This is a genomic window from Streptomyces sp. NPDC056231, from assembly GCF_048270745.1.
Classification (GTDB): Bacteria; Actinomycetota; Actinomycetes; order Streptomycetales; family Streptomycetaceae; genus Streptomyces.
The window spans coordinates 402,078-417,582 of record NZ_JBLVKW010000001.1; the positions used below are offsets into that span (position 1 = coordinate 402,078).

Below are 15,505 nucleotides of genomic sequence, written 5' to 3' on the forward strand. Positions count from 1 at the left end.
ACGGAATTGGTTCACGCAGGGAATGAACGGCTGTTTCGCCCTGGCTGGGCCAGGCCACCGCCAGGAACAGAGCTTCTCCAGGAAGACCTCCCCCGGCACGGCCGCGTCACATTATCAGGCTTTTCACAGCGGCTTTCGTCCGGGTTAAGGGTAAGGAAAGGGCCTGAACGACGAGGTGCGGCCCTCCCGTGAGAGGACCGCACCTCGTCGATCACCTTCTGCCAGTCGGTCAGCCTTCGGTGTCGGCCGAGACGCCCGCCGGCGACGACTGCTCCGCGGCGACGGTCTTCTTCGCCGCCTTCTTGGCCGTCGTCTTCTTCGCGGCGGTCTTCTTGGCCGTCGTCTTCTTGGCAGCCGTCTTCTTGGCAACCGTCTTCTTGGCGACCGTCGCCTTCTTGACGGTCTTGCGCGCCGTCTTCTTCGCCGGGGCCTCGGTCTCCGCGGCTTCCGCGGCCTCCGTGGTCCCGACTGCGGCGGCGACCGGCTCCGCGTCGGGCTTCGGCTCGGTGGAGCCGGTCACCACGACGACCTCGGCGCCGTCCGCACCCGCGGGCGATCCCACGGGAGCGGTGACCTTGCGGGTCACCCGGCGCCGGGCACGCGGCGGGGCGGCCGGAGCGGCCACCTCCTCCGGCGCGGCCTCCGGCTGCGGCGCCTCGGCCACCGGGGCCTCGGCCACCACGTCCGCGACGGACAGCGGCGCTTCGACCGGCGCGACCTGCTCGGCCGGGGCCGGCGATCCCGCCGGAGCAGTGGCCTTACGGGTCGCCCGGCGGCGCGTACGGCCCTGCGGCGCCTCGGCCACGGCGGCCTCGACAGCCACCGGGACCTCGACGACCGGCTCGGGCTCGACGACCGGCTGGGCCTCGGCGACCGGCTCCGGCTCCGCGACCGGAGCAGGCGCCGGTGCGGACTTCGGAGCGCCGACCGGGGCCGTTGCCTTACGGGTCGCACGCCGACGGCCACGGCCACGCGAGGCAGCCGCCTCGGCCTCGGCCGGGCTGCTGTACAGCTCCTCGTCCGGTACGAACTCCGGCTCGGGGAGGGCCACCGGGGCTGCGACCTCCGCAGCCACCTCGGCCTCGGTCTCCACCTCGACATGCTCATGGTCGACGACGTGCTCGTGCTCGGGCTGCTCACCGGCACCACCGCGGCCGCGCTTCTTGGCCCGCTTGCCGTTGCCGCCGCCACCGATCGAGCTCGGCTGCTCCATGTGCACGATCACGCCGCGCCCATTGCAGTGAACGCAGGTCTCGGAGAACGACTCCAGCAGCCCCTGGCCCACCCGCTTGCGGGTCATCTGGACCAGACCCAGCGAGGTGACCTCGGCGACCTGGTGCTTCGTACGGTCGCGTCCCAGGCACTCCAGCAGGCGCCGCAGCACCAGGTCGCGGTTGGACTCCAGGACCATGTCGATGAAGTCGATGACGACGATGCCACCGAGGTCGCGCAGCCGCAGCTGACGCACGATCTCCTCGGCCGCCTCCAGGTTGTTCCTGGTGACGGTCTCCTCGAGGTTGCCGCCCTGACCGGTGAACTTGCCGGTGTTGACGTCGACGACGACCATCGCCTCGGTCTTGTCGATCACCAGCGAACCGCCGCTGGGCAGCCAGACCTTCCGGTCCAGCGCCTTCATCAGCTGCTCGTCGATCCGGTACGTCGCGAAGATGTCGACCTCGGAGGTCCACCTCGACAACCGGTCCGTCAGGTCGGGGGCGACATGCGCGACGTAACCGTGGATGGTCTGCCACGCGTCGTCACCGCTGACGATGACCTTCGAGAAGTCCTCGTTGAAGATGTCGCGGACGACCCTGACGGTCATGTCCGGCTCGCCGTAGAGCAGCGTCGGCGCGCTGGCGCTGCCGTTGCTCTTCGACTTCTTCTGGATGTCCTCCCACTGCTGCTGCAGCCGCTCGACATCACGGCGCAGCTCGTCCTCGCTCGCACCCTCGGCCGCGGTACGGACGATGACGCCCGCGTCCTCGGGGACGATCTTCTTGAGGATGGTCTTCAGCCGGGCGCGCTCGGTGTCGGGCAGCTTGCGGCTGATGCCGGTCATGGAGCCCTCGGGCACATAGACCAGGTAGCGGCCGGGCAGCGAGACCTGACTGGTCAGGCGGGCACCCTTGTGGCCGATCGGGTCCTTCGTCACCTGGACGAGAACGGACTGGCCGGACTTGAGCGCGGTCTCGATCCGGCGCGGCCCGTGGGCCATGCCGAGCGCCTCGAAGTTGACCTCACCGGCGTACAGGACGGCGTTGCGCCCCTTGCCGATGTCGACGAAGGCGGCCTCCATGGACGGCAGTACGTTCTGCACCTTGCCCAGGTAGACGTTGCCGACGTAGCTGGTGGCCTGCTCCTTGTTGACGTAGTGCTCGACGAGCACGTTGTCCTCGAGGACACCGATCTGGGTGCGGTCGCCGTTCTGGCGGACGACCATCACGCGATCGACGGCCTCACGGCGGGCCAGGAACTCCGCCTCGGTGATGATCGGGACGCGGCGGCGGCCCTGCTCACGGCCCTCACGGCGGCGCTGCTTCTTCGCCTCCATACGGGTCGAGCCCTTGATGGACTGGACCTCGTCGAAGCCGGTGCCGGGCTCGCGCTCGGCCGCTTCCTTCCCACGCCGTTCCCGCGGCTCGCGGACCTTGACGACCGTGCGCTCCGGGTCGTCCGTGCCGGACTCGGCCTCGGGCGACACGTCACCACTGCGACGGCGGCGACGACGACGGCGACGGCTGCTGCTGGAACCGGAGGCGGCCGCCTCGTGGTCCTCTTCTTCCTCCTCGTCGGCCTCGTGACCGCGCTCGTGCTCGTCCTCGGACGTGTCGGCGGCGTGCTCGTCGGCGTGCTGCTCCACGGCTTCGTCCGCCTCACTGGGCTCACCGCGGCGACGGCGACGGCCACCGCGACGGCGACGACGCGAAGGACGGTCCCCGTACTCGTCCGACTCCTCGCCCTCGTGCTCGGCTTCGCCCTCGGCCTCCGCCTCGAGCTCCTCCTCGGCCTGCTCCTCCACCGGGGCGGCGGGGGCGGGCGCCCGGTCGGCGACCGGCTCGGCCTCGACGGCCTCGCCACGACGGCGGCGACGGCGACGGGAACCGGGCTGCGGTGCGGCCTCGGCGGCCGGAGTCACCTCTTCGGCCGACGGGGTCTCCTCGGCCGTCTCGATCTCTTCCTCGGCCTCGTCGTAGTACGCGGCACCTGCGGCCGCGGCGGCAGCGGCGGTCTCCGGGGTCTGGAACATCGGCTCGGCGAAGACCGGCGCCTGGAAGACGGCCACGGCAGGACGCGTCGCCCGACGGCTCTTACGGGCGGGCTCCTCGACGTTCCCGGTGAACTCCGGCCGGCCTGCGGGGGCTGTGGCCCGGCGGCGCTGACGGCCACGCGGCGCGGCGGCCTCGGTCTCCTCCTCCGGCTCGGCGGCCGGCTGTGCGGCGGCCTCGGTCTCGACCACGGCCTCCACCGGCGCGACGGGCTCGACGATCTCGGCGGCCTGCGGGGCACCCGCGGGCGAGGTGGCCTTGCGGGAGGCCCGACGACGACCGCGCGGGGCAGCCGGCTCGGCAACCTCTGCGGTCTCGGTGACCTGCACGGCCTCCGCGGCCGCCACGGGCTCGACGATCTCGGCGCTCGTGGTGCCGCCCGACACAGGCTGCGGGGCACCAGCCGGAGCGGACGCCCGGCGGCGGGTACGGCCACGCGGGGCGGCTGCCTCGACGGGCTCGGCGACGGGCGCCTCGGCCGGAGCGGCGGTCTCGACGGCCTCGGCGGCCTGCGGAGCACCGGCCGGAGCCGTGGCCTTGCGCGTCGCACGGCGACGCGCACGCGGCGCCGGAGCGGCCTCAGTGAGCTCTGCGGCCTCGGCGGGCGCAGCAGCCTCGGGGGTCTCCTCGGCCTTCGGCGCACCCGCGGGAGCGGTTGCCTTGCGGGTCACCCGACGACGCGCACGGGGCGCCTCGGCGGGCGCAGCGGCTTCAGCAGGCTTCTCCACCTCGACGGCCTCGACGGCCTCGACGACCTCGGCGGCCTGCGGGGCACCGGCCGGAGCCGTGGCCTTGCGCGTCGCACGGCGACGCGGCCGCGCCGGCGGCGCGGCCTCCGCCTCGGCGGCAACGGTGCCGGACGCTTCGGCGTCAACGGCCGGTATGGCCGGCGCGACTGCCTCGGCGGCTTCCGCGCCCGTGGCACCCGCCGACGGCGGACCTGCCGGGCGGGACGCTGCACGGCGCCTGCGGCGCGGCGGCAGCTTGTCGCCGGGGGCGTTGTTCTCTTCGGCGTTCCCGGTCGTACCGGGTTCGATCGGTTCGAGCATGCGGGCGGTTCTCCCGTCACGCTCCCGGGCGCCGCGCCTGATTCCGGTCCGACACGGTCCGCATGCAAAACGCGGTACCGCCGTCCGGGGCGCGGGCGCCGCACGGGAGCTGAATGTCTGGCTCGCCGGTTCCGTCCGTGATGTGCGTACGGCCTGGCGAAAGTCTTATGGGTCAGCGCGCGGCCCGGCCCAGGTGGCTCCCGAGCCCGAGGGCTGCGCTACAACGACCGCCTTACGCGGAACCTGCACCTTCCGGCGCCGTCGCGACAGCGGTCCCGGTGGCCGTGGATGCCACGGCTGGGGCTGCCTCGCGGTCGGGCGCGAGCGGGTCGGTCACCGTGCCGGACTCCTCGTCGAAGAGCCCCTGCGCCAGCCTGGTCACCGCTGCGGGGACCGGCGGCGCCAGGTCGGCCACAACGCGGAGACCGGACAGGACGTCGTCAGGTCGCACGGCAGGTGTCACGTGCCGAACAACCAGCCGCAGTATCGCACAGGGCTTGTCCCCCGGCCTATCAGCGCCGGGATCGACGGCCTCGAGACCGGCGACAGCCGCGCGGGCGTCGAAGGTCCGCATGCCGTTCTTCGTACGGCGCTGGACCTCGACGGTCTCGGCGCCGAGGAATCCGGCGACGGCCTTCTCGGCGTCCTCGAAGGGGACCCCGTCGAGCCGCATCTCCCAGACGGAGGCGGTCAGCCGGTCGGCGAGACCCGAGGTCCGGGCCTCCACCGCGTCGGTGATGTCGAGACCGTCCGGGAGCGACGCGTCGAGCAGTGTGCGCAACGTGTCGGGATCCCGCGGCTCGGTGAGGGCGATCTCCAGGAACTCGGCCTCGCTGCCCGTGCCGGTGGGTGCGGCATTGGCGTACGAAACCTTGGGGTGCGGGGTGAAGCCCGCCGAGTAGGCCATGGGCACCTCGGCGCGCCGCAGCGCCCGCTCGAAAGCGCGCTGAAAGTCGCGGTGGCTGGTGAACCGGAGGCGGCCGCGCTTGGTGTAGCGCAGTCGGATGCGCTGCACTGCCGGTGCGGGCGGCGGGCCTTCGGGCTGTCGCTTGCCCAGTGGTTCTTCTCCTCGGTGCGGAGCGGACGCGGTAGCACGCCGCCCTCGAAATACGGGTGGCCCGGGGGTGTCCGGTCCGGCTCACCCCTGCTTGCGCAGGGAGATCTCGGGTTCGGGCGCCGCGCTGGGCACAGTCGTTGTACTACCCAGAGTACGCGCAAGGCGGCCCACCGGTTCCCGGGGCTCGGGGACCGGGCCTCCGCCGACCAGTGCACGCCATGCGTCACGGCGGGCCTGCCGCACGGTCTCGCGTGCGCTGCGCAGCGCACTGCGGGCCGCACGTCCCGCCTCGACCGCGGCGCTCTTGGCCGGGACCCAGACCGCGTCGCGCACGACATGGCCGACCGGGGTGCACACCGTGCGGTAGACCCAGGCCGCCGGGGCGCCGATGAGATGCCACGCCAGCCAGGAGATCGCCCGGCCGACGGCCCTCGAGACGAATCCGGCAATACGCCAGGCGACACCGACGGCAGCGGCGATCTCCCGGCCGACCGGGGCAAGGACCCGGCGGTACAGCCCGCTCACCGGAGCGACGAGCAGGGTCATGACGACCCAGGTGGCGGCCGCCCCGAGCCCGCGGGCGGCGGCGACGGCACCACGGGCCAGCAGGGCGGCGAGCCAGGCGACGCCGTGGCCGAGTGGAGTGACCAGTTCCCGGTACGTCCAGGCCAGCGGCAGCACGACCAGGTGCTCCACCAGCCAGGTGACGGCGGTCGCGAGCGGCACCAGGAGGTAGCGCCGGACGCCGGCCGCCGGCCGGACGAAGAGCACGGTGAGCAACAGACGGAGCGCGGTGACGGCGCGCCGTCCGGCAGGGGTGAGCATTTCGCGGTACACCCACCTCAGCCCGTGCCCGACCACGGCGGCCAGCCACCGCAACGCATGCCCGAGCGGGGTGAGGACAGCCCTGTGGAACCACGCGACCGGGGCGACGATCCCGTACCGGACGACGGGCACGACGACATACCGCCACAGCGCCACCCACGGCCACACGAAGACGGCCGCGCCCAGCCACCGCAGCCCGTGCCCGACCACGGCGGCCAGCCACCGCAGCCCGTGCCCCAGCGGGGTGAGGACCGACTCGTACAGCCGGACCAGCGGGTCGACCACGAGCACCCTGCCCAGCCAGGCCAGTGACCGTCCCAGGGGACGCAGCAGGACCCGGTCGGCGGCCCGTGCGGTGGCGACGAGCGCGTCCCAGACCATCCGTACGGGCAGGACGACCACCAGCACCACGATCCGTACCGGAATCCTGATGAACGTGGTCAGGCAGCCGTCGCCGGTTTCGTAGTGCGCGGGTGCCTGATGCCTGCCGTACACGCGGGGCCGCTTCTCCTGGTCCATGTGGAACAGGACGCGAACGGCCCGGCCCAGGGTTTCCCGGGCCGGGCCTTCGTCATCGAGCTGTCACCCGAAGGAGGACGCCCTGTGCGACGTGATGTCCGGTGTTACCTACTTGACGACCGTCAGCGGAAGCAGCTTCTCGCCGGTCGGCCCGATCTGGATGTGGGTGTCCATCTGCGGCATAGGGAGACAGCTCCACATTTAATCGATACGCTCCGCGAGCATGAAGACGTACGACATCGAGAGCGAGTGGACCGCCTCGGACCTGGCCCTCCTGGAGGACCTGAAGCGGGCGGAGGCTCTGCTCCCCGAGAACGCTCCGCGCGCGCTCCTCTCCGTCCGCCTGTCCGTACTTACGGAAGACACGACATCGCCGGTGCGACAGGAACTCGACCTACGTCTCCTAGCCAGAGAGAAGGGGTATCGCGTCGTCGGTGTCGCATCCGATCTCAACGTGTCAGCGACGAAGGTTCCGCCGTGGAAGCGGAAGGAACTCGGGGAGTGGCTCAACAACCGAGCCCCGGAGTTCGATGCTCTGCTCTTCTGGAAGCTCGACCGCTTCATCCGTCGCATGACGGACCTGTCCACGATGATCGAGTGGTGCGAGCGGTACGGGAAGAACCTCGTGTCGAAGAACGACGCGATCGACCTCAGCACGACCGTGGGCCGGATCATGGTCACACTCATCGGCGGCATCGCGGAGATCGAGGCGGCGAACACGTCGACCCGCGTCACGTCGCTGTGGGACTACGCCCGCACTCAGGACTCGTGGCTCGTCGGTAAGCCGACGTACGGATACGTCACGACGAAGGTGGACGGTAAACCCGCGCTCGCCATCGAGCCGAGCGCACACAAGGCACTGCACTGGGCCCGGCGCATGGCGCTCCGGGGCGTCTCCGCCCGACGCATGGCCCTCTGTCTCGTCCGCTCCGGGCTCATGTCGACGGGGCTCACGACGTCGACTCTCCTTCGCCGCCTTCGTAACCCCGCACTTATGGGCTACCGGGTCGAGGAGAACAAGCAGGGCGGGAAGCGACGGAGCAGGCTCGTCCTCGGCAACGACGGGAAGCCGATACGGGTTGGCCCTCCGATCCTCACAGAGGAGGAGTTCGAGACCCTTCAAGCGGCACTCGACCGCCGGGGCAAGAGCCAGCCCACGCGGCAGGCGGGCGGAGCGACCCAGTTCCTCGGCGTACTCGTCTGCGTCGACTGCTCAACCAACATGACCGTGCAGAAGAACATGAGCAACGGCCGGAGCTACACGTACCTGCGCTGCGGCAAGTGCAAGGGCGGCGGGCTCGGCGCACCCAACCCGCAGGACGTGTACGACGTCCTCGTGGGCGACGTGCTGCGCGTCCTCGGCGACTTCCCCGTCCAGGTCCGGGAGTACGCGAAGGGAGCCGAGGCGCGCGCCGAGGTGAAGCGGCTCGAAGATGCCATCTCCTACTACATGGCGGAGCTCGAACCAGAGGGCCGCTTCTCGAAGACGCGGTTCACTCGCGAGCGAGCGGAGAAGACGCTCGACAGGCTCACGGAAGAGTTGAACGCCATCGATCCCGAGACCACGCAAGACCGTTGGGTCCTCGTGCACAACGGCAAGACCTTCCGGGAGATGTGGGAAGCGGGCGGTATGGAGGCCATGGCCGAGGACCTGCGCCGCGTGGGCGTCACGTGCGAGGTGACCCGCACGAAGGTTACGGGGGTGCGCGCCCCATCCGTACACCTGCGACTGAAGATCCCCCGCGACGCACGCGAACGCTTGGTCATCAAGGGCGACGACTTCGCCGCAAGGCTCTGACGAGCGAGTGGAGACGCACACCTCCGGGCAGCTTGGCCAGCCCGGCCCCGGAGGTGTTCGACTTGACGGCCGGCGCGGCTCCAGGTAAGAAGACTCTCCCGCTCCTTCTGGGAGCGGACACCGTAGCTCCTGCCGTTCAGCGGCGGTAGAGCTGGCCGCTCCGTGAGGGGCCGCGATCCCGAGGGGCTCGCAGGGACGTCGAGGACATCCCGAAGCGCAGGACGGTACTGCGCGACTTCCACCCAACGCTGAGGCGCGGCTCCGCGCTGCCCTCGGCCAGCGCCAGGAGTCGCCAGCCCTTGCACATCACGATCGAAGTCGTCTGGACTTGTGAGGTCTGCACCTCACCCCTCACCGAGGGAGAGCCGCACGACTGCGGCCATGCCCTTCAGGAAGGGGGTGCGACCGGTGGCTATCAGCTTCGGCCATGACCGCTCGTGGGGCGCAGTCTCCCAGCACGAGTACCGGCGCATGGCGCAGAGCCCAGGACACCCTCTCGCCTACCGCGTGCACTTCGCCGCCATCGGATGGGCGGACAGGCGGGGACACGCAGGGTTCGAGCCCGGCCGGCTGGCCACCCTGCTGGGCAAGAACGGCAAGCCACTGTCCGACCAGAGCACCCGCAACGCGGTGGCACGCGCCAAGGAACTGGACCTTGTGTCGCCCCGCTCCGGGGCCGCCTGCCTCGTCCTTCCTCCCCACCTGTTCCAGAAGGGCAAGGGTGCACCGGTCCCCTGCCGACTCCATCAGGACCGGTGAGCACACGCGGTACGTGTAGTCAGAGCGCGTCTGGCGTATACCAGCACGCGCCCGACCTGCGGAAACGTTCGCGTGCTCTCTTATCTACTTGGCTCCGGTGCAGCGCGGCCCCTGTCGGGGCCGACTGAGGAAGGCCACGAGGACCAGCGGTAAGGGAAGGAGGGGCGCGGCAGCGCCCCACAGAGGCAGGGCAACGGCGAGAGAGAAGCGGCAGAGGGCGGCCTACCGGCCGCCCCAGTCGCAGCGCTCAACAACGGTGCGGCCCCGGAAGGGGCCGACAGGAGCAAGCCAGCAAGACCCACGGGGCGCTACCGCGCCCCACTGTCTCAGTCGTAAGGCCCTGTTCCTTACAGGCTTCCGCCGTCGTAAGCGAGTCAGGGCAAGGCTGTGACCAGGTCATACGTCCCGCCGTGGCAGTCGGCGGGCAGGACAGACGGCCCCTGAAACCGTGGCGGAATCTTGGCTGCTAAGACATGGCGGTCCGCCTCGTTGCGCTCAGGGGGTCATCCCCCACCCCTTCGCCGTCGACGTGCTCAGCCGTCTCGGTCAGTGGTCCTCGCCGTTGCCGTGGAGGACGGTTTCGGCGATCTCACGGACGCGGTCGAGACTGATGCCTGTGCGCTGCTCGACCGCGAGGGGATGATCGGTGGGTTCGAGCTCGATGAAGGGGCGCTGGCCGACCGGGCGGGTGTGAGCATTCGTCTTCAGGTTGGTGGTGCCGGGCGAGTAAATCGGCAGCTCGGTCGTCAGCCAGCCGAAGTACGGCTTCTCGTCTTCGCGGCCGGGCGTGTTCCACATGTCGGCTGCCCGGGAGAAGTTGTCTCGGCTCAGGGAAACCCAGACTCCCCACGAGAAGACCTCGTCACTGCCGATGACGGGTATCTCGATCAAGCCCTTGACGAAGTAGTGCCGGGCCTTGATGACGCACTGGTCTGAGGAGAGCAGGCTGTCAGATCGGCCTTCGAAGCTCGCATCCCAGACATCGGGGGCCGTGGCGCTGTAGCCCATCGGGAGTTCCGCGTGGTACTCGCCGCAGCATGAACAGGTGTAACCGAGATCGTTGGTCATGCGCGGGAGCCTAGCTTCGCCGCGAAGCACAACCACGAGACCGGGTCTCAAAAACCAAGGTTTGTGAGACGACGGGCAGAGCGCCCCTCGCGGGGGCGCAACCCTGTTCAAAACCCGTCTCGAAACTTCGACCCCGGACTTGACCTTTTGAGACGAGTTCTGAGACAGTCCGTGCCATGACGACGAAGACGATCACTGGCCAGCTCATCGGTTACGCCCGCGTCTCCACCGACGACCAGGAAGCGCAGCTTCAGCGCGACGCGCTGACGGCCGCAGGGTGCGCCCGCATCTTCGAGGACAAGGCCAGCGGGAAGAACACCGACCGGCCGGAACTGACGGCCGTACTGGACTACGCCCGACCGGGCGACGTCCTGTGCGTGTGGAAGCTTGACCGGCTCGGCCGGTCGCTCATCGACCTTGTGTCCATCGTCGACGGCCTGCGCGAGCGCGGCATAGGTTTCCGCGTGCTCGACGGCGCGCTCTCCTCTGTCGACACCACGTCGGCCGACGGGCGCCTGTTCTTCCAGATCATCGCGGCCATGGCGGAGTTCGAGCGGTCGCTCATCAAGGACCGCACGCGAGCCGGACTGGAAGCGGCCAAGGCGCAGGGCCGTACCGGCGGCCGGCCGTCTGTGGTGGACGAGGACGTACTCACCGTGGCCCGCGCCAGGAAGGCCAAGGGTGAGAGCGTCAGCTCCATCGCCAAGGCCCTCGGAGTCTCCCGAGCCACGCTGTACCGACACCTGGGAGAGAGCGCCTGAGACAGGCGCACAGCAGTTTCAGACAGGCCCCCGGCTACGTCGGGGGCCGCCGTCGTACGTGGACGTACAACACTGCCTTACTCAGCCCGCACCACCATGTCGAACGACGTACAGATCCACCGAAAGCCGCGATGGTTGCTCAGGCCGGTATGGCTCATGCACTCGACATCGACCGCCGCACTGTCCAGCGACGGCTCCGCCTTCCACTTGCAGTGCAGGCACTCCGCTTCGAAGGTCACGTCCGTGTCCGGATACCGCGTGATCCGGTGTGTCACGAACCGCAGGACCGTGCGAGCCATCACTCGGCCCCGCGGTCTTCCCGGAGGTGCGTGCGGAGCACGACGTTCGCGTCCGTCGCCTTCGAGTAGTCGCCGACCGATCGAGCGTTGGCTCGGGTCACGGCGACGCCGAGGCACTGCCGGCAACCCGCGACGGGGTCCGGGTCTCCCTCCGGAAGGGTCAGGTTCACCGGCCAGGAACGCCGAGAGGCGCCCGGACCGGATCGTCCGAACGCCTCTCTTCGTCTACACCCACTCGACCGCCGAGACGATGCCCGGGTCCCGCCGAGGGGCGGGAAGCGGCGTGCGCCGCTCAGGGCGGGGAGCCTGCTCGCGCTCCTTCACGCCGAGCCCTCGCAGGGCTTCGGCACGGTCCGCCTCGGGTACGCCGGCAAGCGCCTCAGCCATCCGCTGGATGGCATCGCCGCTGGTCACGGCTACTTCTTGACCGTAAGCGGGAGCAGCTTCTTGCCGGTGGGGCCGATTTGTATAGCCGTATCCATCTGCGGGCACACGCCACAGTCGAAGCACGGGGTCCAGCGGCAGTCCTCGACCTCGGTCTCGTCGAGCGAGTCCTGCCAGTCCTCCCAGAGCCAGTCCTTGTCCAGACCGGAGTCCAGGTGGTCCCAGGGCAGGACCTCCTCGTACGTCCGCTCGCGGGTGGTGTACCAGTCGACGTCCACGCCGTACTCGGGGAGCGTCTTCTCGGCGCAGGCCATCCAGCGGTCGTACGAGAAGTGCTCGCGCCAGCCGTCGAAACGGCCGCCGGACTCGTAGACGGCACGGATGACCGAGCCGACACGGCGGTCGCCGCGCGAGAGCAGGCCCTCGACGATGCCGGGCTTGCCGTCGTGGTAGCGGAAGCCGATCGAGCGGCCGTACTTCTTGTCGCCGCGGATCTTGTCGCGCAGCTTCTCCAGCCGGGCGTCGGTCTCCTCGGCGCTCAGCTGCGGGGCCCACTGGAACGGGGTGTGCGGCTTGGGTACGAAGCCGCCGATGGAGACGGTGCAGCGGATGTCGTTCTGACCGGAGACCTCGCGGCCCTTGGCGATCACGTTGACCGCCATGTCGCCGATCTGGAGGACGTCCTCGTCGGTCTCGGTGGGCAGGCCGCACATGAAGTACAGCTTCACCTGGCGCCAGCCGTTGCCGTACGCGGTGGCAACCGTCCGGATGAGGTCCTCCTCCGAGACCATCTTGTTGATGACCTTGCGCATGCGCTCGGAGCCGCCCTCCGGGGCGAACGTGAGACCCGAACGGCGGCCGTTGCGGGTCAGCTCGTTGGCCAGGTCGACGTTGAACGCGTCGACGCGGGTGGAGGGCAGTGAGAGGCCGATCTTGTCCTCGGTGTACCGGTCCGCGAGCCCCTTGGCGATGTCGCCGATCTCACTGTGGTCCGCGGAGGAGAGCGAGAGAAGGCCGACCTCTTCGAAGCCGGTCGCCTTGAGACCCTTCTCGACCATGTCGCCGATGCCGGTGATGCTTCGCTCCCGCACGGGGCGCGTGATCATGCCGGCCTGGCAGAAACGGCAGCCGCGGGTGCAGCCGCGGAAAATCTCGACGGACATCCGCTCATGGACGGTCTCGGCGAGGGGGACGAGGGGCTGCTTCGGGTACGGCCACTCGTCGAGGTCCATGACGGTGTGCTTGGACACGCGCCACGGCACGCCCGACTTGTTCGGCACGACGCGGCCGATACGGCCGTCCGGGAGGTACTCGACGTCGTAGAACCGCGGGACGTAGACGCCACCGGTCCGCGCGAGGCGGAACAGCACCTCTTCGCGCCCGCCGGGCCGGCCTTCGGCCTTCCAGGCGCGGATGATCTCGGTGATCTCCAGGACCGCCTGCTCGCCGTCGCCGATGACCGCGCAGTCGATGAACTCCGCGATCGGCTCGGGGTTGAACGCGGCGTGGCCGCCGGCCAGGACGATCGGGTCGTCGAGACCGCGGTCCTTGGCATCCAGCGGGATACCGGCGAGGTCGAGGGCGGTGAGCATGTTGGTGTAGCCGAGCTCCGTGGAGAAGCTCAGACCGAAGACGTCGAACGCCTTCACCGGGCGGTGGCTGTCCACGGTGAACTGCGGCACCTTGTGCTCGCGCATCAGCTCTTCGAGGTCCGGCCACACGCTGTACGTGCGCTCGGCCATGACGCCCTGGCGCTCGTTGAGTACCTCGTACAGGATCATGACGCCCTGGTTGGGCAGCCCGACCTCGTACGCGTCCGGGTACATGAGGGCCCAGCGGACGTCGCATTCGTCCCACGGCTTGACGGTGGAGTTGAGCTCACCGCCGACGTACTGGATGGGCTTCTGCACATGCGGGAGCAGAGCTTCGAGCTGTGGGAAGACCGAATCGACAGACATCGCGAACTTTCGAGAGCCGGCAGTGGTGACCATCCAGCGTACCCCGGCGCTCAGCTTGTCAGCTCCGACCGCAGTTCCGGCCGGGAGGCCCGCTCCCATACCCCGGGCAGTTCCCGCTCGCGGGCGGCCGCGTCCGCCTCCTCCCGTCCGTACAGCAGCCCCCAGGTGAAGGTGGACTCCCCCGCCGCGTGCGCCTGCGCGGCCACGGTGCGCAGGGCTTCACGGGCGACGACGCTGTCCTGGTGGTCGCCGAGCACGGTCTGCACGGCCTTCATCCGCTTGGCGAACTTCTCGGCGGGCTTGCCCAGCGCGGGGGTGGCCGCCTCCCCCGCGTACCTGGCCCGCTTGGCGGCCTTGCGGGCCTCGTGCATCGCCACGTCCCGGCTCTGGCCCGCGGGGAGGTCCAGGGCGTGGCCGATCCGGGTGGCCAGCCGCGCGTAGTCCTTCAGGACGGCGCGCGGCAGGGCGTCCCGCGGGCCGCGGTCCGCGCCGGGCAGCAGCGGCGGGTCGGCGAGGAACGCGTGGAGTGTGTCGAGGAGCGCCAGATACCGCTTCCCGTCGAGTACGCCGACGGTCCGGCGCCGGGAACCTGAGCGGCGGGCGGTGGACCAGATGCGCAGGCGGCTGCGGACGGGTCCGAGGACGAGGGTGCGGGGCAGCTCCGCGATCCGGGTGCGGAGCCGTTCGTCGAGGACTTCCTGGTCCCGGTCGACACCGAGCTCCGCGGCCAGCCACTTCAGCTCGTCACCGATCGGATCGGTGACCGTCCGGTCCAGGATCTTCCGGTACGTCCTGAAGGCGCTGCGCAGCCTGCGTGTGGCGACCCGCATCTGGTGCACGGAGTCGGGCAGATCGCGGCGTACGGCGGGGTCGAGGGCGACGATCGCCGTGATCTGGTCGCGTGCGTACGCCAGGACGTGGTCGCCCGCCGTCCGGGGCTGCGGCCTGCCGTTCCTCTTCGGGCGCTGCTTCCGTTTCGGGGCTGTCTCGTCGAGGGCCCTGGCCAGTTTGGACGGCGCCGCGGAGGGGCGTACGCCGCCCTTGCGCAGCCGGTGTTCGACGGCGTCGAGGAAAGCGGGGTCCTGGTCGTCGGCGAGTTCGACCTCGATCTCGGTCCAGGCGGCGGTGCCGCTGCCGCCCGTGAGCCGCTCGGCCCGGACCTCGTCGACGCTGAGTTCGGCGAGCAGCGTGCCGTCGGCGTCGAGCAGGTGGTGGACGTCCCGGGTGGAGAGCAGCCGGACGACGGGGACGAGCTCCGTCTCACGGACCCGGGAGCGCAGCAGCCCTGCGAGGCTGTTCGGAAGGGTGTCGGAGAGCGGGGCCTGGATCTCGTCGCGGATCCCGGAGGCGACCGGGAATTTGAGGTGCCAGCCGGCGTCGGCGCCGCCGGTGCGGCGGCGCAGGGTGAGCGCGTCGGCCGCGAGCCGGTGGTCCTCGGTGTCGTAGTAGACGGCGTCCAGCTCCATGACGCCGCGGTGGTCCACGGCCGCGACGCCAGCCACCCGGGTCAGATCGGGAAGCCGGGTATCGACGGTGGCTTCGTACTTTCGCTCGATTTCACGCTTCGAGTCCGCCATCGGACCTACTTTCGAGTGAACCGTCGGCTTCACCCGCAGCGACGCTGAGGCGTTGTTCTAAGTTGTACACCTGTCCTCGGGCAGCGGTCGGGGCTTGGCCGTCAGGAGGTTCATCTGAACCGAGTGAGAAGCCGCCCCCTTCGCGGGGCGGAGGAGTCACGAACTGAATCTAGCCGCTCGTGCTC

At 70.1% G+C, this 15,505-nt stretch carries 11 protein-coding genes; 3 read left to right on the forward strand and 8 right to left on the reverse strand.

The annotated features are described in order from the left end of the window. Positions 1 to 229: 229 nt before the first annotated feature. The 3 genes from ACNPQM_RS01795 to ACNPQM_RS01805 all read right to left on the reverse strand — a co-directional run bounded on the left by ACNPQM_RS01795 (position 230) and on the right by ACNPQM_RS01805 (position 6,716). Positions 230 to 4,315, reverse strand: a complete 4,086-nt coding sequence (locus tag ACNPQM_RS01795; RefSeq protein WP_418082538.1) for an Rne/Rng family ribonuclease — start codon at positions 4,313 to 4,315, stop codon at positions 230 to 232. 232 nt (positions 4,316 to 4,547) lie between these two features. Beyond that, complete coding sequence (locus tag ACNPQM_RS01800) at positions 4,548 to 5,330, reverse strand: TIGR03936 family radical SAM-associated protein (protein WP_418082540.1); 783 nt, start codon at positions 5,328 to 5,330, stop codon at positions 4,548 to 4,550. Positions 5,331 to 5,453: 123 nt separating this feature from the next. After that, entirely contained in the window at positions 5,454 to 6,716 is a 1,263-nt protein-coding gene (locus tag ACNPQM_RS01805) for a hypothetical protein (protein WP_418082542.1), read from the reverse strand. A gap of 223 nt (positions 6,717 to 6,939) precedes the next feature. Here ACNPQM_RS01805 and ACNPQM_RS01810 point away from each other — a divergent pair, with 223 nt between their 5' ends. Both ACNPQM_RS01810 and ACNPQM_RS01815 read left to right on the forward strand, forming a co-directional pair. Next, positions 6,940 to 8,514 (forward strand): recombinase family protein, encoded by a 1,575-nt coding sequence (locus tag ACNPQM_RS01810; RefSeq protein WP_418082544.1) that lies wholly within the window; start codon positions 6,940 to 6,942, stop codon positions 8,512 to 8,514. A gap of 408 nt (positions 8,515 to 8,922) precedes the next feature. Beyond that, positions 8,923 to 9,273: a hypothetical protein gene (locus ACNPQM_RS01815; protein WP_418082546.1), complete on the forward strand. Its 351-nt coding sequence runs from the start codon at positions 8,923 to 8,925 to the stop codon at positions 9,271 to 9,273. A gap of 546 nt (positions 9,274 to 9,819) precedes the next feature. On the opposite strand, the gene ACNPQM_RS01820 is transcribed toward ACNPQM_RS01815, so the two are convergent. Continuing rightward, the gene (locus ACNPQM_RS01820) at positions 9,820 to 10,281 is read right to left on the reverse strand and encodes a DUF2199 domain-containing protein (protein ID WP_418082596.1); all 462 of its coding nucleotides are present in this window, start codon (positions 10,279 to 10,281) and stop codon (positions 9,820 to 9,822) included. Positions 10,282 to 10,517: 236 nt separating this feature from the next. Here ACNPQM_RS01820 and ACNPQM_RS01825 point away from each other — a divergent pair, with 236 nt between their 5' ends. Further along, positions 10,518 to 11,102, forward strand: a complete 585-nt coding sequence (locus ACNPQM_RS01825) for a recombinase family protein (protein ID WP_418082548.1) — start codon at positions 10,518 to 10,520, stop codon at positions 11,100 to 11,102. A 77-nt stretch (positions 11,103 to 11,179) separates the two neighbouring features. On the opposite strand, the gene ACNPQM_RS01830 is transcribed toward ACNPQM_RS01825, so the two are convergent. From ACNPQM_RS01830 to ACNPQM_RS01845, 4 genes are all read right to left on the reverse strand, one after another. Further along, positions 11,180 to 11,401, reverse strand: coding sequence for a hypothetical protein (locus tag ACNPQM_RS01830; protein WP_418082550.1), 222 nt, complete (start codon positions 11,399 to 11,401; stop codon positions 11,180 to 11,182). 225 nt (positions 11,402 to 11,626) lie between these two features. Next, positions 11,627 to 11,815 (reverse strand): hypothetical protein, encoded by a 189-nt coding sequence (locus ACNPQM_RS01835; RefSeq protein ID WP_418082551.1) that lies wholly within the window; start codon positions 11,813 to 11,815, stop codon positions 11,627 to 11,629. Between the two features lie 2 nt (positions 11,816 to 11,817). Then, complete coding sequence (locus tag ACNPQM_RS01840) at positions 11,818 to 13,743, reverse strand: TIGR03960 family B12-binding radical SAM protein (RefSeq protein WP_418082553.1); 1,926 nt, start codon at positions 13,741 to 13,743, stop codon at positions 11,818 to 11,820. 50 nt (positions 13,744 to 13,793) lie between these two features. Then, positions 13,794 to 15,320 carry a CHAD domain-containing protein gene (locus tag ACNPQM_RS01845; RefSeq protein WP_418082555.1) on the reverse strand — a complete coding sequence of 509 codons (1,527 nt, stop codon included), beginning with the start codon at positions 15,318 to 15,320 and terminating at the stop codon, positions 13,794 to 13,796. Between the last annotated feature and the right edge of the window lie 185 nt (positions 15,321 to 15,505).